Annotated in this window: 11 protein-coding genes; 8 read left to right on the top strand and 3 right to left on the bottom strand. The window is 68.9% G+C overall.

Annotation, left to right across the window (positions count from 1 at the left end; translation table 11 throughout):
• Nucleotides 1–52 precede the first annotated feature (52 nt).
• Entirely contained in the window at nucleotides 53–2,428 is a 2,376-nt protein-coding gene (locus tag RUU78_RS00440; protein ID WP_313912609.1) for a hypothetical protein, read from the top strand.
• A gap of 54 nt (nucleotides 2,429–2,482) precedes the next feature.
• Here RUU78_RS00440 and gatB read toward each other — a convergent pair whose 3' ends face one another.
• Genes gatB through gatC form a run of 3 tightly spaced genes read right to left on the bottom strand, consistent with a single transcriptional unit; the run spans nucleotide 2,483 to nucleotide 5,681 of the window.
• The gene (gatB, locus tag RUU78_RS00435; RefSeq protein ID WP_313912608.1) at nucleotides 2,483–3,949 is read right to left on the bottom strand and encodes an Asp-tRNA(Asn)/Glu-tRNA(Gln) amidotransferase subunit GatB; all 1,467 of its coding nucleotides are present in this window, start codon (nucleotides 3,947–3,949) and stop codon (nucleotides 2,483–2,485) included.
• On the bottom strand, nucleotides 3,946–5,397 hold the full coding sequence (gene gatA, locus RUU78_RS00430) for an Asp-tRNA(Asn)/Glu-tRNA(Gln) amidotransferase subunit GatA (protein ID WP_313912607.1): 1,452 nt from the start codon (nucleotides 5,395–5,397) through the stop codon (nucleotides 3,946–3,948). Before gatA ends, gatB begins: the two co-directional genes overlap by 4 nt.
• On the bottom strand, nucleotides 5,394–5,681 hold the full coding sequence (gene gatC / locus RUU78_RS00425; RefSeq protein ID WP_313912606.1) for an Asp-tRNA(Asn)/Glu-tRNA(Gln) amidotransferase subunit GatC: 288 nt from the start codon (nucleotides 5,679–5,681) through the stop codon (nucleotides 5,394–5,396). The genes gatA and gatC overlap by 4 nt, the downstream gene beginning before the upstream one ends.
• 198 nt (nucleotides 5,682–5,879) lie before the next feature.
• On the opposite strand from gatC, the gene RUU78_RS00420 reads away from it, so the two are divergent.
• The 7 genes from RUU78_RS00420 to RUU78_RS00390 all read left to right on the top strand — a co-directional run bounded on the left by RUU78_RS00420 (nucleotide 5,880) and on the right by RUU78_RS00390 (nucleotide 16,829).
• Nucleotides 5,880–6,926, top strand: a complete 1,047-nt coding sequence (locus tag RUU78_RS00420; RefSeq protein WP_313912605.1) for a rod shape-determining protein — start codon at nucleotides 5,880–5,882, stop codon at nucleotides 6,924–6,926.
• Nucleotides 6,927–7,226: 300 nt separating this feature from the next.
• The gene (gene mreC, locus RUU78_RS00415; RefSeq protein WP_313912604.1) at nucleotides 7,227–8,348 is read left to right on the top strand and encodes a rod shape-determining protein MreC; all 1,122 of its coding nucleotides are present in this window, start codon (nucleotides 7,227–7,229) and stop codon (nucleotides 8,346–8,348) included.
• Nucleotides 8,345–8,836 carry a rod shape-determining protein MreD gene (gene mreD / locus RUU78_RS00410; protein WP_313912603.1) on the top strand — a complete coding sequence of 164 codons (492 nt, stop codon included), beginning with the start codon at nucleotides 8,345–8,347 and terminating at the stop codon, nucleotides 8,834–8,836. The genes mreC and mreD overlap by 4 nt, the downstream gene beginning before the upstream one ends.
• Nucleotides 8,833–10,761, top strand: coding sequence for a penicillin-binding protein 2 (mrdA, locus tag RUU78_RS00405; protein WP_313912602.1), 1,929 nt, complete (start codon nucleotides 8,833–8,835; stop codon nucleotides 10,759–10,761). The genes mreD and mrdA overlap by 4 nt, the downstream gene beginning before the upstream one ends.
• The gene (rodA, locus tag RUU78_RS00400; protein ID WP_313912601.1) at nucleotides 10,758–11,873 is read left to right on the top strand and encodes a rod shape-determining protein RodA; all 1,116 of its coding nucleotides are present in this window, start codon (nucleotides 10,758–10,760) and stop codon (nucleotides 11,871–11,873) included. The genes mrdA and rodA overlap by 4 nt, the downstream gene beginning before the upstream one ends.
• 259 nt (nucleotides 11,874–12,132) lie before the next feature.
• Complete coding sequence (locus tag RUU78_RS00395; RefSeq protein ID WP_313912600.1) at nucleotides 12,133–14,946, top strand: S8 family serine peptidase; 2,814 nt, start codon at nucleotides 12,133–12,135, stop codon at nucleotides 14,944–14,946.
• Nucleotides 14,943–16,829 (top strand): serine protease, encoded by a 1,887-nt coding sequence (locus RUU78_RS00390; RefSeq protein WP_313912599.1) that lies wholly within the window; start codon nucleotides 14,943–14,945, stop codon nucleotides 16,827–16,829. Before RUU78_RS00395 ends, RUU78_RS00390 begins: the two co-directional genes overlap by 4 nt.
• Nucleotides 16,830–17,256 lie beyond the last annotated feature (427 nt).

Here is a 17,256-nt window from a genome sequence, read left to right as displayed (position 1 = left end):
CTGCGTTATCATCAGCAGGTCGGGCATAGTCCCGTGGTTTCGGGCCTGATCCATGCGCCAGTTGCGAATCACGCAGACCCGATGGGCCTGCCCGGCTGCTCTGCGACCCCGCGATGCAAATCCACTGGGCAAGCGCGATGACGTGGTGCGCAGCGCCGCCTGCTCGTTGCGCACGATGCCGGGTCGCCGCACGGCGACACTCGCAGGATGTTTGCTGCTGCTGGCGGGCGCCACGGCGACCGCGCATTTCGACGCCCGCGGCGTGGTGATCCCGCTGGAGCCCGTGCAGCACATCTCGGTCGGCGGCGGGTTCACCTGTTCCGTCGTCGGGTCCGACAAGGTCTATTGCTGGGGCAACAACATCTACGGCCAGATCGGCACCGGCAGTGGTCTGGCCTCGGTCGATCCGCTGCCGATACGGGGCTTGCCCGGCACGCCCATCGAGGCGCTCAGCGCGGGCCGCGGACATGCCTGCGTGCTGACGCAGGGCGACCTGTGGTGCTGGGGCATGAACCAGTACGGCCAGCTCGGTAACGGCACGCTCGAGGACAGCCCGGAGGCGGTCCGCGTGCAGGGCGTCAACGGCACGGCGACGCGGATCGCCGCAGGTGACTACCACAGCTGTGCCGTGATCGGCGGCGCACTGAAGTGCTGGGGCAACAACTTCTACGGCCAGCTTGGCACCGGCAACGACCAGGATGCGGCCGTGCCGGTCGCGGTCGCCGCGCCGAGCGGCAGCGTCAGCCAGGTCAGTACCGGCGCCGTGCACAGCTGCGCCGTCATCGCCGGTGCGGCGTGGTGCTGGGGCGAGAATCTTTCGGGCCAGCTCGGCGACGGCAGCCCGGCCGTCGCGCGCTACACGCCGGTAGCCGTCGCGAATCTCGGCAACGCGGTCAGTGAGATCTCGGCGGCGTTGGTGCACACCTGCGCGCGTACTGGCAGCGCGCTGTATTGCTGGGGCGACAACGACTACGGCCAGCTCGGCCTCGGTGATGTGCTGCCGCGGCTCCCACCGACGCTCGTCGACGGTTTTCCGCTCGCGACGCTCGGCATCGCGACGGGCACGCTGCATACCTGTGCGCGCGGTGCCAGCGGGGTGTACTGCTGGGGCAACGGCACCTATGCCCAGACCGGCCATTACGGCAATTCGAGCGTGCCGCAAGCCGTGGTGGGCGTCGGCGCGACGCTGGAAATCTCCACCCGCAATGCACATACCTGCGTGCGCACCGCGGACGGCCGCGCGGCGTGCTGGGGGTTCAATACCAGCGGCCAGCTCGGCGACGGCTCGGCCGACCTGCGCACGTCACCCGTGGTCGTGCCCGGCAACTACGGCGCGCCGGTTGTGCTCGCTGCCGGCATCAACCACACCTGCGCCGGCGTTGCCGACGGCGTGCATTGCTGGGGCTACAACGCGGATGCCCAACTGGGCCGCGGTACGCAGACCACGAACGAATCCCTGCCGGGCCCGGCGCAAGTGATCACGCAACGGCCGGATTCCGTCGCCGCCGGCAGCGAGCATTCCTGCGCCGTGGTCGCCGGCGCCGTGCTGTGCTGGGGCGACAACGAATACGGCCAGCTCGGCGTCGGCGTCGGACCCGCGCGCTGGATGCCCACGCCGGTGCCGTCGCTCGGCAGGGAAGTCACCCAGGTCGTTTCCGGCAACCGTCACACCTGTGCGCTGCGCCTGGGCGGTGTCTGGTGCTGGGGCTTCAACGCCAACGGCGAACTCGGCAACGGCACCACGGAGGGTAGTGCGGAGCCTGTCGCGGTCAGCGGGCTGGCGAGTGGCGTGAGCTGGATCAGCGCCGGCTACAGCCACATGTGTGCGGTGCATTACGGTGCGGCGAAATGCTGGGGTCTCAATATCGACGGCCAGCTCGGCATCGGCACCGCCGAAGGCATGCGCACCGCGCCCGAAGCGGTCAGCGGGATGAGTTCCGGCGTGACGCGGATCGGCGCCGGCTACCTGCACACCTGCGCCATTCAGAACGGCGCGGCGAAATGCTGGGGTTACGACGGCTACGGGGCGCTCGGCAACGGCGTTCTCAACGACCACCGTTACGTACCGGACGAGGTCGTCGGCATGGGCAGCGGCGTGACGGACATTGCCGGCGGCGAGGATATTTCCTGCGCGATTCGCGACAACAGCGTGCTTTGCTGGGGTGCCGACTACAACGGCGACCTCGGCAACGGCGGCGCGCGCCGCAGCCTGCGCCTCGTACCGACCCTGGTGCTCGGCACCGCGGGTGTAGCGGGCGGCGGGCTCGCCATCGGCGGCACGCACGCCTGCGCCGGCATGCTCGACGGCAGCCTGCGCTGCTGGGGCGACGACTACGTCGGCGCGCTCGGTATCGGCCGTGTCGTGATTTCCACGGCGCCGCTGGAGGTCGTTCGGCAGGACCGGTTGTTTGCCGAGGGGTTTGATTGACGCTCGAGCGTATTGCGCAGGCCGGCCGTCCGACACGAACGCCCGCCGCTGCGATTACGTGCCCGCGAGCTTCTGCCTGAGCACCTCGTTGAGCTGCTGCGGATTGGCTTGGCCGCGCGTGCGTTTCATGACCTGGCCGACGAAGAACTGCAGCAGCTTCTCGTTGCCGTTGCGGTAGTCGGCGAGCTGGCCCGGATATTCGGCGAGCACCAGGTCAATCGCGGTGGCGAGCGCGCCGACGTCGGAGATTTGCTTGAGGCCGCGTGCGTCGATGACGGCATCGGCATCGCCTTCGCCGGCCCACATGGCGGCGAATACGTCCTTGGCGATCTTGCCGGAGATGATGCCTTCGCGCAGGCGGGTCAGCAGCTGCGCGAGCGCGGGTGCGGCGACCGGCGCCGCGTCGATCTCGATGCCGGCCTCGTTCAGATTGGCGGCGACTTCGCCGAGTACCCAGTTGGCGCAGAGCTTGGCCTGGCCGGGCAACTCGGCGAGCACAGCTTCGAAATAGTCGGCCGTGGCGCGATCGGCGCAGAGCTGGTCGGCGTCGGCCTCGGGCAGTCCGAGCTCGTCCACGTAGCGCTGCCGTCGCGCCTGCGGCAGCTCGGGCAGGCGCGTGCGTTCGCGCTCGATGTCGGCGGGCGCGATCGACAGCGGCGGCAGGTCGGGATCCGGAAAGTAGCGGTAGTCGTCAGCCGACTCCTTGCTGCGCATGGGCCGGGTCTGGTGGCGCGTCGGATCGTATAGCCGTGTTTCCTGCACGATCGCCTCGCCGTTCTCGAGTGCGCGGATCTGCCGTTCGATCTCGTAGTCGATCGCCTTCTCGACGAAGCGGAATGAATTGACGTTCTTGATCTCGGTGCGCGTGCCGAGCGCCGCGCCGGGACGGCGCACCGACACGTTGCAGTCGCAGCGGAACGAGCCTTCCTGCATGTTGCCGTCGCAGATGCCGAGCCAGCGCACCAGCGTGTGCACCGTGCGCATGTAAGCCACTGCCTCGGCGGCTGAATTCATCACCGGCGCGGAGACGATTTCCAGCAGCGGCGTGCCCGCGCGATTGAGATCGATGCCGGTTTCGGCATGGAATGCGTCGTGCACCGACTTGCCGGCGTCTTCCTCGAGATGCGCGCGTTCGATCTCGACATGGATCATGCGGCCGTCGTCGAGGCGTACCGCCAGCGTACCCCTGCCGACGACCGGCAGCTCGTATTGGCTGATCTGGTAGCCTTTTGGCAAATCGGGATAAAAGTAATTCTTGCGCGCGAACACCGAATGCGGCGCGACGGTCGCGCCGATCGCCAGACCGAACTGGATCGCCTTGCGCACCGCCTCGCGGTTGGCGACGGGCAGCGTGCCGGGCAGGGCGCAGTCGACCAGCGAGGCCTGGGTGTTGGGCTCGGCGCCGTACGCCGTCGCCGCGCCGGAAAACAGCTTGCTCACGGTGCTGAGCTGGGCATGGATCTCGAGGCCTATCACGGCCTGCCAGGCCGGCTCGGCGGAAACGTCTGACGCGGTGCTCATGCGGCGGGTTCCTGCAGGTGCCAGTCCGTGACGCGTTGAAGCTGGTGCGCGGCGTTGAGCAGGCGCGCCTCGGCGAATGCGGGCGCGATCAGCTGCAGGCCGACCGGCAGGCCGTCGGCGGCGAAACCCGCCGGCACCGAAATCGCCGGCAGGCCGGCGAGGTTCACGGCGACGGTGTTGACGTCGGCGGCGTACATGGCCAGCGCGTCGCCGGATTTCTCGCCGAGGCGGAACGCCGTGGTCGGAGCGGTCGGTCCGGCGATCAGGTCGACGCTGCCGAACGCACCGAGGAAATCGTTCGCGATGAGCCGGCGCACTTTCTGCGCGCGCAGGTAGTAGGCGTCGTAATAGCCGGCCGAGAGTGCGTAGGTGCCGACGAGGATGCGGCGCTGCACTTCGCTGCCGAAGCCTTCGGCGCGACTGCGGCTGTACAGCTCGTCGAGCGAGCGTGCGTCCATGCTGCGGTGGCCGTAGCGCACGCCGTCGTAGCGCGCGAGATTGCTCGACGCCTCGGCCGGCGCGATCACGTAGTAGGCCGCGATCGCGTGGTGCGCGCTGGGCAGCGTGATGTCGACGAGCTGCGCACCCTGCATCTCCAGTTCGCGCAGCGCCGCGTGCGTGCGGGCCGCCACGTCGTCGTGTACGCCGCCGCCGAAGTACTCGCGTGCGACGCCGATGCGCAGGCCGGCGAGTGGCTGTCCGAGGGCGTCGGCGGTGCGGTCGGCCGGGCGGTCGACGCTGGTCGAATCGCGCGGGTCGAAGCCGGTGATCTGGTCGAATACCGTGGCGCAGTCAGTGGCCGAGCGCGCGAGCACTCCGGCGCAGTCGAGGCTGGAGGCGTACGCGATCATGCCGTAGCGCGAGACGCGGCCGTAGGTGGGTTTGAGTCCGGTAATGCCGCAGAACGCCGCGGGCTGGCGGATGGATCCGCCGGTGTCGGTGCCGGTCGCGAACGGCACGATGCCAGCGGCGACCGCGGCGGCCGAACCGCCCGATGAGCCGCCCGGCACGCGCGCACTGCCCCAGGGATTGATCGCCGCGCCGTAGGCGCTGTTCTCGTTGGACGAGCCCATCGCGAACTCGTCCATGTTGGTCTTGCCGATGCTGACTGCGCCGGCGCGAGCGAGGCGTTCGACCACCAGTGCGTCGTAGGGCGGCACGAAGTGCTGCAGCATGCGCGAACCGCAGGTTGTCGTTATTCCCTTTGTGCAGAAAATATCTTTATGTGCAAATGGAATTCCGGCCAAGGGGTGCATCTCGCGGCCGGCGGCGCGGTCCGCGTCGACGGTCCGCGCCGCCGCCAGTGCCGCGTCCGCGTCGAGGCGGATGAAGCTGTTCAGCGCGCGCTGCGCGTCGGCACGCTGCAGCGACTGCTCGGCGAGCTGTACGGCGGAGGTGCGGCCGACGGCGAGGTCGGCGGCCAGTGCGGCGATCGATGCGGTGCTCATTCGATCACCTTCGGCACGAGAAAGTAGCCGCCCTGGGCGGAAGGGGCGAGGGCGAGCAGTTCGTCGCTGCGGTCGCCTTCGCCGACCACGTCGTCGCGTAGGCCCAGGGACTGGTCGTGTGGATGCGCGAGCGGGGCGAAATTGTCCACATTGGCGGCGGCCAGGTCGTCGAACAGGTGCAGTACGCGTTCGAGGTCCGAACGCAGGCCTTCGAGCCGGTCCTCGGCAACGGCGAGCCGGGCCAGGCGGGCGATATGACGAACCGCAGCAGGGTCGAGTGGCATGGGCGACAGGGATTGAGGTGTGAGCGGCGGAACTTAGCACGGCGCTGCAATGCACCAAAGCGCATAACCGACGGTTGCCCCGGGTCGGTCGGCCAAACCTAAAAATGCTTTTTTAACGCGACCTTACCTTGCGTCGCGGGGGTGTCGACAATAGACTGTGCGGCCTTTTCCGCCCCCCCTCTCCAGCTCTGGGCGATCATGTTCAAATTCGTTCGCGGTATGTTTTCCAACGATCTTTCGATCGACCTCGGTACAGCCAATACCCTCATCTACGTGCGTGGCCAGGGCATCGTGCTCAACGAACCCTCGGTCGTCGCCATCCGCCAGGACCGCGGTCCGGGTGGCCCGCGCAGCGTCGCGGCGGTCGGCGCCGACGCCAAGCGCATGCTCGGGCGGACGCCTGGGTCCATCGTCGCGATCCGGCCCATGAAGGACGGCGTCATCGCCGATTTCATGATGACCGAGGCGATGCTGCAGCATTTCATCAAGCAGGTGCACAAGGGCCGCATGTTGCGACCCAGTCCGCGCGTGCTGATCTGTGTACCGTGCGGCTCGACCCAGGTCGAGCGGCGTGCGATCAAGGAATCGGCCGAAGGCGCCGGTGCCCGCGACGTGTTCCTGATCGAAGAACCCATGGCCGCCGCCATCGGTGCCGGCATTCCGGTACATGAAGCGCGTGGCTCGATGGTGCTGGACATCGGCGGCGGCACCTCGGAAGTGGCTGTCATCTCGTTGAATGGCATCGTTTATTCGCAGTCCGTGCGAATCGGTGGCGACCGCTTCGACGAGTCCATCGTCAACTACGTGCGGCGCAACCACGGCACCCTGATCGGCGAGGCCACGGCCGAGCGCATCAAGCTCGAAGTCGGCTGCGCCTACCCGCAGAGCGAGGTGCGTGAGATCGAAGTCTCCGGCCGCAACCTGGCCGAAGGCGTGCCGCGCATGTTCACGATCAACTCCAACGAAGTGCTGGAAGCGCTGCACGAGCCCTTGTCGGGCATCGTCTCGGCGGTACGCAGCGCATTGGAGCAGACTCCGCCGGAGCTGTGTTCCGACGTGGCCGAGCGCGGCATCGTGCTGACCGGCGGTGGCGCGCTGCTGCGTGACCTGGATCGGCTGATCTCCGAGGAAACCGGCCTGCACGTGCAGGTTGCCGACGAGCCGCTGACCTGTGTGGCCCGCGGTGGTGGTCGTGCGCTGGAGCTGATCGATCTGCATGGGAGTGATTTCTTCGCTCCCGATTGACCCGCGGCGCCAGTTCGGGCCGTGACGCGTTTGTATCCAGCACCAGATCTCCACAACCCTGGCCAACGCAAGCGTTGGCCGCCCCCTTGACTCAAGGGGGCTCCGTTTTTGCTCCGCAGCAGCAATAGGGCGTGAGGCCATTGGGCCGTGCACCAGATCTCCACAACCCCGCCAAACGCTGCGCGTTTGGCCGCCCCCTTGACTCAAGGGGGCTCCAACAGCAAAAGCACAATTCGTTTCTCTGATTCGCGTCTTGCGCGGCGGCCGTCGAGCCGAAGCGCTATCCCTGGCTGATTCCGCATGCCGCTTGCCCGCACCGATACCAGCCCCCTGTTCGGCGCCGGAGCGTCCAGCACCTTGCGGCTGGTCGTCTATCTGGCGGCCGGTGTGGCGCTGATGGTGGCCGACTATCGCGGCCATTATCTGGCGCGCGTGCGCCAGTACGCGGCGGTCGCGGTGGAGCCGGTCTATCGGATCGCGGCGATGCCGGCGGATGCGGCGCGCACGGTGCGTCTGGCGATTGCCGACCGTCAGGCGCTGACCCAGGAAAACCAGCGCCTGCGTGAGGCGCTGCTGCTGACTCAGGCGCGCCTGAACCGGCTTGGCGCGGTCGCCGAGCAGAACACGCGCCTGAAGGAATTGCTCGACGTGCAGCATTCGCTGGGCCTGGGCGTGCAGTTGGCCAAGCTCATCGACATCGTGCTCGACCCCTATCGCCAGCGCATCACGCTCGACGCCGGCGCGCGCCAGGGTGTGGTCGTCGGGCAGGCGGTGCTCGACGCCTACGGCGTCATGGGCCAGATCAGCGAAGTGCTGCCGACCACATCGACTGCCGTGCTCATCACCGATACCAGCCACGCGCTGCCGGTCGTGATCGAGCGCACCGGCCTGCGCACCATCGCCTATGGCAGCGGCAGCAGCGACCGGCTGGACGTGCCGAACATCCCGGTCAGTGCCGACGTGAAGGCCGGCGACAAGCTGCTGACATCGGGTCTGGGCGGCAGTTTCCCGGCCGGCTTCCCGGTCGGCGAGATCGTCTCGGTCGCGGCGGAGCCCAGCGGGATGTTCGCCGTGGCGGTCGCGCGGCCCGCGGCGGCACTGGAGCGCAGCGGCGACGTATTGCTGCTGCGGCCGCTGGCCGATCCGGTCGGTCCGCCGGCGCTCAAGCCCGCGAGCGGACCGCCGGCACCGCCGCCGGACGCACTGGCACCGGCCGTTCCCGCGAATGCAAAGCCCTCCATGTCAGCGCCCGCCGCCAGCCCGGGAACCACTCCAGCAACGGCCGCAAACGCCGGATCGGGTTCCGTGCGAACCAGCCCGCCGCCCGTTGCGGCTCCGCCAGTGACCCCACCGTCGCCGGCTGCCAGGCCGCCTGCAGCCACGCCGCCGCCGGTCGACGCGCCGCCGGAACCCACGACATGAACCGGCACCGCGCGCATTTCCTGCTGTTTATCTTCAGCCTCATCGTCGCCTGCCTGCTGCAGCTGATGCCGTTGCCGGACCTGATGCTGCCGTTCCGGCCGTACTGGCTGGGCCTGATCCTGATCTACTGGGCGCTCGAGGAACCCGACCGCGTCGGCCTCGGCCGCGCCTTCGTGCTCGGCCTCGTCGGCGATGTGCTGCAGGGCGATCTGCTCGGCGACCAGGCGCTGCGCCTGGCGGCGCTGGCCTTCATCGTGCTGCGCTTCCGCTCGCGCCTGCGCTTCTTTCCGATGTGGCAGCAGTCGCTTGCGGTGTTCGCGCTGCTGCTCAACGACCGCGTGCTGAGCCTGATGGAGCGCGCGTTCACCGGCGCGCCGATGCCGCCGGCGTCGTTCTGGTACGCGCCGGTCGCCGGCATGCTGGCCTGGCCCTGGGTGTTCCTGCTGTTCGACGATCTGCGCGCGCGTCTGCGTGTGCACGAGGCATGAACCTGCGGCGTTCCAAGCTCAAGGACAGCGCGCGCGAAGTCGCGCTGTTCCAGCGCCGCGCCATCGTCGGATTCCTCATCATCGTGGTTTTCCTCGGCGTGCTGGCCGCGCGCTTCGTCCATCTGCAGGTGGTGCGCCATGACGAATTCGCCACGCGCGCCGACCAGAATCGCATCAAGCTGCGGCCGATCCCGCCGGCGCGTGGCCTGATCTTCGACCGCAACGGCACCCTGCTGGCCGACAACACCGCGGCCTTCCGGCTCGAAGTCGTTCCCGAGCAGGTCAAGGACGTCGACGCGCTGCTGGAAAACCTGCGCGACGTCGTGCCGGTGACCGACGACGACGTCAAGCGCTTCAAGGAGCAGCGCAAGGGGCGGCGGGGCTTCAACAGCCTGCCGCTGCGCTTCCGCCTGTCCGAGGACGAGGTGGCGAAGTTCGCGGTCAACCGCTGGCGCTTCCACGGTGTGGAAGTGGTGCCTTACCTCACGCGCACCTATCCGCGCGGCGCCGAATTCGGCCATGTCGTCGGCTACGTGTCGCGCATCGACGAGGCCGACCTGCGCGACCTCGACGTGACGCGCTACGCCGGCACCACCCACATCGGCAAGACCGGCATCGAGCGCTATTACGAGAAGCAGCTGCACGGCGAGCCCGGCTACGAGCGCGTCGAGGTCAACGCCGACGGACGCGTGCTGCGCGTGCTCGATTCGACGCCGCCGACGCCGGGCAGGAATCTCTACCTCAGCATCGACGTGCGCCTGCAGGAAGCGGCCGAGGCCGTGTTCGACGGCAAACCCGGTGCCGCCGTCGCGATCGACCCGCGCAACGGCGAGGTACTGGCGATGGTCAGCGTGCCGAGCTTCGACCCCAACCTGTTCGTCAACGGCATCAGCCATTTCGACTATCGGTCGCTGATCGGCTCGCCGCTGCGGCCGCTGCTGCATCGCGCGCTGGTGGGCACCTACAAGCCGGGTTCGACGATGAAGCCGTTCATGGGCATCGCCGGACTGGAGCAGGGCGTGCGCCGGCTCGACGACACGGTGCTCTCGACGGGCGAATTCCATATCCCGGGCCAGGCGCGTGGCTATCGCGACCACCGTCGCGGCGGTCACGGCCGTGTCGGTCTGGTCGAGTCGCTGGCGCAGTCGGTGAACACCTACTTCTATTCGCTCGCGCTCGACATGGGTATCGATCGCATGTCGGGCTATCTGGCGAAGTTCGGCTTCGGCGCGCGCACTGGCATCGACCTCGGCGGCGAAGGCGTCGGCGTCCTGCCGTCCAAGGACTGGAAGCGCGCAATGTTCGACAAGCCCTGGTATCCGGGCGAAACCGTCATCGCCGGCATCGGCCAGGGCTACTGGGTGGTCACGCCGGTGCAACTCGCGAACGCGACCGCGATCCTCGCCGCGCGCGGCGAGCATCATCCGATCCATCTGCTGCGCGCGACCCAGTCGGGCTTCAATGCGCCGATCGAACCGGCGGTCGTGGCAGCCGCCGAGCCGAGCTTCATCGTCAACATGGCCCATTGGGAGCGCGTGCGCGACGGCCTGGTCGCGGTCGTCGCCGGTCCCACCGGCACGGCGGCGCGCGCGTTCGCCGGCACGCCCTATACCGCCGCCGGCAAGACTGGCACGGCGCAGAACTTCTCGCGCACCGGCAACGAAGTCGACACGCGCGGGCTCAGCGATGCGCAGCGCCACCAGGCCCTGTTCGTGGCATTCGCCCCGGTGGAACAGCCGCAGATCGCGCTCGCGCTGGTGATGGAAGTCGCCGCCAGCGGTTCGCGCGACGCCGCGCCGCTGGCGCGGCAGATCCTCGACAGCTGGCTCGCGCCGCCGCCGGGTACCACGGCCAGTGCGGCGGCTCCCGGTATGCAGGCGCCTCCGGCACCGGCCGCCACAGTGCCTGCGGAACCGGCCCGATGATCGATCTGAATCTCGACCGCCTCGCCGCCGCGGCGCGCAGCCAGTTGCGCCGGCCGCGTCTGGACCTGCCGCTGCTGCTGGCGCTGGTGCTGGTCGCGATGATCGGTCTCGTCACGCTCTACAGCGCCGGCGACAAGGACGCGTCCATCGTGCTCAACCAGGGCGCGCGCTTCCTCATGGGCGGCATCGCGCTGATCGTCATGTCGCGCATTCCGCCGTCCACGTTGCGCAACTGGACGCCGTGGTTCTACGCGGTGGGCGTGGTGCTGCTGGTGCTGGTCGAGCTGGTCGGCGAGGGGCGCGGCTCCAACCGCTGGCTGGACCTGAAGTTCGTGCGCTTCCAGCCGTCGGAATTGCTCAAATTGGCCACGCCGATGATGGTCGCGTGGTACCTGCACGCGCGCACCCTGCCGCCGGACTGGCGCGACCTGTTCATGGTCACGGTCATCATCGGAATCCCGGCCGGGCTGATCGCCGAGCAGCCCGACCTCGGTACCTCGCTGCTGGTCGCCGCGAGCGGCGCCTTCGCGCTGTTCCTTTCCGGCCTGTCCTGGTGGCGCATCGCGAGCCTGCTCGGCACGGTCGCGGCCGCGGCGCCCGTCGCGTGGCATTTCCTGCACGAATACCAGCGCAACCGCGTGCGCATGTTCATGGATCCAGAGTCCGATCCGCTCGGCAACGGCTGGCACATCATCCAGTCGGAAATCGCGGTCGGCGCCGGCGGCGTGTTCGGCAAGGGCTGGCACCAGGGCAGCCAGTCGCGCCTGGAGTTTCTGCCCGAGCACACGACCGACTTCGTGTTTTCGGTGTTCAGCGAGGAGTTCGGCCTCATCGGCGTGCTGCTGCTGATCTCGCTGTATGTGTTCATCATCGGCCGCAGCCTGTGGATCGCGGCCAATGCCAAGGACACCTATTCGCGCCTGCTCGCCGGCTCGATCGGCATGTCCTTCTTCGTCTACGTCATGGTCAACGGCGGCATGATCACGGGCCTGTTGCCCGTGGTCGGCGTGCCGCTGCCGCTGGTGAGCTACGGCGGCACCTCCGCGGTCAGCCTGCTGACCGGCTTCGGCGTGCTCATGTCGATCCACGCGCATCGCAAGCTGGTGCGCTGAGCGGATGCTCTGCGCGGGCCCGCCGGGCGGGCGCACGACCGCGACGCCACTGAGAGATATCCAGCGCAGAGGGCACTGATGTCGTGCCGGTTGAACGGCGTATGTGGATAATGCTTGGAATTCCATAGTTCATGCAGAGTGCGCACCGGCGCCGGCATGACGGCTGCATCGCCGTTGCCGTCAGGCGTTCGCTCGGGTGGGTTGCATCGATTCCGGTTTTTGTCGATCCCGGTTTTCTTCGAGCTCAGGAGCTACGGTCATGTCGAATCACGCGCTGTTCGTGTTGCGTTCCCTGGCCGCCGCGACTGATGCGGATGTCACCCATGCCTATTTGCCCAACCAGTTGCGCTTCGCGCTCGAGCTGCCGCCCGACGGCCAGTCCGCCGCCGCCCGTGCGCAGGCGCTGCGCGGGCCGCTGACCGCGCTGCTGGAGTCGCCGCGATTCCTGCTGGAGCCCCTGTTCAGCGACGACGACCCGAACGAATCGGTGTTCCTCGTGCTGGCCTTCCCGGGTGTGGAGCGCACGGTGCCGCCGGAAATGCTGTTCGCCATGGCCGAGGAACTGCGCATCGCGCTGCACCTGACCTCGTGCGAGCCGGATCTGGGCGCCGACGTGTTCGTCGATCCCGAGCCGCAGCGGCTGGGTACCACGGAATCCGCCGTCGTCGACGCGATGTGCTGGGTCGCCGGCGATGCGCCGGCGAACAAGCGCTGGGCGCTGGATAACCTGCGTGTGCCGCAGGCCTGGGCGATATCGCCGCTCATGGGCAGCGGCATCAAAGTGGCGCAGCCGGATACCGGCATCACCGACCACCCGGAGATCCAGGACGCGAACCTGCGCCTGGCCGACGCGCTGAACATCCTCGAAGGCGGCACGAATCCGCTAGATCCGCTGCACCGCAGCGCGGCCAATCCCGGCCACGGCACGGCGACCGGCAGCGTCCTGGCCTCGGGCATGAACGGCCAGATCGTCGGCGCCGCGCCGAACGCGGAGCTGATTCCGATACGCTGCCTCGACGACGTCAAGGTGTTCGACGGCACGCCCGTGGCCAAGGCCATCGAGCATGCGCGCAAGGTCGGTGCCGACGTCATATCGATGAGCCTGGGCGGCACGCCCAGCCGGTCGGTCCACAAGGCCATCCGCAAGGCGGTCGACGCGGACATGATCGTCGTCGCGGCTGCCGGCAACTGCGTGGGCCTGGTCGTCTGGCCGGCACAGTACGACGACGTGATCGCGGTCGGCGGCACCAATATCCAGGACCAGAAGTGGAAAGGTTCCAGCAGCGGCGGCGCGGTCGCGATTTCGGCACCGGCCGAGCTGGTATGGCGGGCCGAGCGCAAGAGCGCGGCCGATCCGCCGGCGCAAGTCTCCGGAGGGCAGGGCACGTCGTTCGCGACGGCGCTGACGGCCGGTGTCGCCGCGCTGTGGCTCGCGCATTTCGGCCGGGCGGCCGTGCAGGCCCAGGCCCGCGCACGCAACGTGCGCGTACAGGAACTGTTCCGCGCCGCGTTGCGCCAGACGGCGCGGCGTCCGGCCGACTGGATCAGCGGTAAGCTCGGCGCCGGTATCGTCGATGCGGCCGCACTGCTGACACTGCCACTGGCGCAGATCGCCGTCGGCAGCCGGCCGCGCGCGAGCGACGCGGAAGCCTTTGGCCAGGTGCTGGAGGCGGCGCAGGGCCCGGGCACGGCCGACCCGGTTTTCGACTGGGCGGCGCACGGCCTCGAAGTGGCCAGCCTCGTGCTGGCCGATGCCAAGAGCGGTCGAGACCTCAGCGCCGGCCGGCGCGAAGCGCGCGCTTTTGACCGGGAAGCCTCGGAAGGACTCATCGAAGCGGCGCAGGTGTCGACCGACTCGCGCCTGGCCGCACTCGCGCTGCGCGCGCGCCGTCCGGCGCGCCAGCCACCGCCGCCGCCGCCGGCCGACCCGAGCAGCAACGAACGGTTGATCCGCAAGCTCGGCAGCCAGCCTGGCGGCGTGGCGCTGTCGCTGGAGTCGGCGCAGAACAACCTGGCACCCAGAGGGCGCGATGCGCTGATGGAGTCCGTGCAGCGGCGCGTGGATCCGGTGCAGCGCAGTGGCGCGGCGGCGGAAATCGGCCAGATCGCCGCGGGCATCGATCAGTTGCACGCGCGCGGCAGCGCCGCGACCTTGTCGCTGGCGCAGCGCGTCGGTCTGGAAGCCCTCGTCAAGCTGACCGAGCGCCCGGCCTTGACTATCGTCGATCGCGACGGCGCGCAGACGCTGGAGCTCGACCTGCGCAATCCGACGGCCGATCAGCTCGCGGACCTCGGCGAATTCCAGGGTCTGCTGCTGCTGGCGCTGGCGGACATCGAGACGCGCATGGTCTCGGTCGGCCGCATCGACGCCGACGGCGCGCACTCGGGCACGGGTTTCGTCGTCGCGCCGGATCTGGTCATGACGAATCGCCACGTCGCCGAAACCCTCGCCGCGCCGGTGCCGCGCGCGACCAATCCCGACCGCTGGCTGCTCACGCGCGAGGCGAGCATCGATTTCTCGCCGCTCGCGAACGATCCGGCGCGACGCTTCCGCGTCAGCGAGGTGGTGTTCGCCGGGCCGGATCCGATCCTCGGCCATCGCTTCGATGCGGCGCATCTCGACCTGGCCCTGCTGCGCGTGGAAACCTCCAACGCGGCCGGACGCGCGCTGCCGCCGCTGCTGCCGTTGTCGCAGGCGGTGCTCGGACTGCAGGAACCCAACCTTATCGTCTGCGGCTATCCGGCCGCGCCGCAGTCGTTTCCGACCACGCCCGACGGCCGCGTGCGCATGGACGTGGTCGAACGGCTGCGCGCGATCTTCGGCCTGCGCTACGGGCGCAAGTACCTCAGCCCCGGACGCATCGAACAAACCGCCGGCCCGATCTCCTTCGATCATGACGCCACGACCTTGCCCGGCAATTCGGGGTCCTGCGTGATGCGGCTGAGCGACGGCATTCCGGTCTGCGGCCTGCATTTCGCCGGGCTGTGGCTGGAATCCAACTACGCCCATTCGCTGCTGGCCGTGCGTGACGGCGGTACGGCACCGCTGCTGGCCGGCCTGACCTGGGTTTGAACGCGTCTGCCGACAGCGTGCTCGCGGTTGCGCTGGCCGAACAGGTCGGTGCGACACGGGCGCTGTTCGCGCAGGTCTTCGACCGGGTCGCGCGGCGTTGCGGAGACGCCGACTACATCGACTTCAAGCTCGCGGCGCTGGGCCACGCGCAGGCCGTGGCTGCGTATGCCGCGGCGTTTGCGCTGGCGCTGGAACGCGGCTGGTGCGTGGAGCTCGTGACCCATGCAATCGAAGCGCAGGTTCTACCGCCGCAGGCGCTGCAACTGATCGCGCCGCGGTTCACGCCGCAGGATGCGGCGGCGGGGGCGTTCCAGCCCGAAGGACTGCATCCGCGCATGATGCCGTGGCTCAACGCGGCCACCTTCACCGGCGGCCTGCTGCGCGGGCTGCGCCGGGTCTGCGAGGTGCGCGCCGGCGGCGCGCGCGGCAGCGGCTTCCTCGTCGGGCCGCAGACCGTGCTGACGAACTGGCACGTGGTGCAGGGGCTGATGGATCCGGCCACGGGCAAAGCCAAGCCGGACTCGGCCGCGCAACTGGTCTGTCGGTTCGATTTTCTCGACGGTGGCAGCGGCGAGGATCAGGTCGCCGTCGACGACTGGCTCGTGGACTGGAGCCCGATGCCGCTGGGCGAACTCGACGTCACCAGCGCGGGGAACTACGCCGACATGACCGCGCACCGGCCGCACCAACTGGATTTCGCCGTGCTGCGACTGCACGGAGCGCCGGGACGCGCGCGCAGCTGGTACGCACTCAAGGACGCGGCAGCCGTCCCGCTTGGCGCGCATGAATTCCTGTTCGTGCTACAGCACCCGAGCCAGTTCGCCCAGTGCATCGGCGTCACCGACGAGATTACGCTCGCGGCCAACGGCGAAGTGCGGCACATGGCACCGACGACCGCGGGCTCGTCCGGCGGCCTGTGCCTGGACAAGAGCGGCAATCTCATCGCGCTGCACCGGGGCAAGCTCAGCGAGGCCAATGGCACGCTCAAGCACAATCTCGCGGTCGCGGCGCGCGAGATCGCCGCGGTCGCCCCGCACAGCGACAGCGTGGACGCGGCGACCGACACGGTCTGGCGGCTGTCGCGCGGCACGCACCCGGTGCTCGGGCGTGAACAGACCAGCCGTCAGCTCGGCCAGATGCTCACGCCGCAGGCGGCCAAGCCCATCCTGATCGTGCGCGGTCCGGACCTGTGCGGCAAAAGCTTCACGAGCCAGATCATCGAAGACCGGCTCGGCTTCATCGCGCCGTGGCTCGTGAACTTCGCCGCCGCCGAACTGCCGCTCGGCGCACGCGATTTTGCCACCGTGATTCTCGAGCGCGCCGGCGTCGCCGCGGCAAAACGACAAACCCTGCCGTCGCCCGACGACGGCGCGAGCACCGATATCGCCTGGGTGCGCGATCATCTGTTCCCGGCCTTCCGCGCCGTGGTCAGTGAAGCGGCGCTGGCGCGCGATCCGGCTCACGGCCGCTTGCTCTGGCTCGTGATCGATCAGCTCAACAAGTCGAGCCTTCCGGCGACAGGCTCGCGCCAGTTTCTCGACACGCTGTACCAGCAGATCCGCTCGACACCGGAAATCCGTGTCGTCCTGCTCGGCCTAGACGGCGCGCTGCCGGCCGGCGATCCGGCGGCGGCGGCGGAAGAAGAACTGCCCAATCCGGCGTTTCTCGACGCGGCCGCGCTGGAACGCTATCTCGCCTGCCTGCTGACCGATTGCAAGATTTCTCCCGACCGCAACGAGATCGTGCGCCTGGCGCGGCTGGTCCTGCACAGCGTGCGCACCGACAGCGGTGCGAATGGCGATCTGCTGGTGCGGCTCAGCCAGTACCTGACCGGACCGCTGCGGCGCGCCGCCAATGAATGGACCCGGAAGCCGGGCTCATGAGCACACACGACGACGCGGTGCGGGCCGTTCTGGCGCAGGCCGCGGTCTGCGAGAGCTTCGATGCGCAGGCGCTGGTAGCGACGATCGCGGATCCATCGCAGCGGCGCACGGCGCTGCAGCAGCTGGCGCGCGATGCGATCGAGATCGAGCACGACGGCGCGTTCCGCTGGACCCTGCAGCAGCCGGCGCGCCAGCGCGTGCTCGTGGAACTGTCGGAAGCGGAGTTCGAACGCGCGCTCGCGGCCCAGTCGCAGGACGCACTCGCGCGCCAGATCGCGGCGATTCTCGGCAAGGCCAAAGTCACCTCGGGCAACGGCGCTGTGCGTTACCGCGCGCTGGAGTTGCTGCGGCTCGCACAGACCCAGGGCGCCGCGATCGCGCGCCAGGATCTGGGCCAGCAGGCGCGCCGGTCGCGCGCAGACCTGAA

The organism is Tahibacter sp., assembly GCF_032229445.1.
Lineage (GTDB): Bacteria > Pseudomonadota > Gammaproteobacteria > Xanthomonadales > Rhodanobacteraceae > Tahibacter.
Note: the sequence above shows the minus strand (reverse complement) of the source record. Positions and strands in the feature narration are given on the sequence as shown.

Bases quoted from the DNA above. Each gene is read 5' to 3' on its own strand.
- mrdA (WP_313912602.1), top strand. From the start codon at position 8,833: ATGAACCTGCGGCGTTCCAAGCTCAAGGACAGCGCGCGCGAAGTCGCG.
- gatA (WP_313912607.1), bottom strand. From the start codon at position 5,397: ATGAGCACCGCATCGATCGCCGCACTGGCCGCCGACCTCGCCGTCGGC.
- rodA (WP_313912601.1), top strand. From the start codon at position 10,758: ATGATCGATCTGAATCTCGACCGCCTCGCCGCCGCGGCGCGCAGCCAG.
- RUU78_RS00420 (WP_313912605.1), top strand. From the start codon at position 5,880: ATGTTCAAATTCGTTCGCGGTATGTTTTCCAACGATCTTTCGATCGAC.
- RUU78_RS00395 (WP_313912600.1), top strand. From the start codon at position 12,133: ATGTCGAATCACGCGCTGTTCGTGTTGCGTTCCCTGGCCGCCGCGACT.
- RUU78_RS00440 (WP_313912609.1), top strand. From the start codon at position 53: ATGCGCCAGTTGCGAATCACGCAGACCCGATGGGCCTGCCCGGCTGCT.
- gatC (WP_313912606.1), bottom strand. From the start codon at position 5,681: ATGCCACTCGACCCTGCTGCGGTTCGTCATATCGCCCGCCTGGCCCGG.
- mreC (WP_313912604.1), top strand. From the start codon at position 7,227: ATGCCGCTTGCCCGCACCGATACCAGCCCCCTGTTCGGCGCCGGAGCG.
- gatB (WP_313912608.1), bottom strand. From the start codon at position 3,949: ATGAGCACCGCGTCAGACGTTTCCGCCGAGCCGGCCTGGCAGGCCGTG.
- mreD (WP_313912603.1), top strand. From the start codon at position 8,345: ATGAACCGGCACCGCGCGCATTTCCTGCTGTTTATCTTCAGCCTCATC.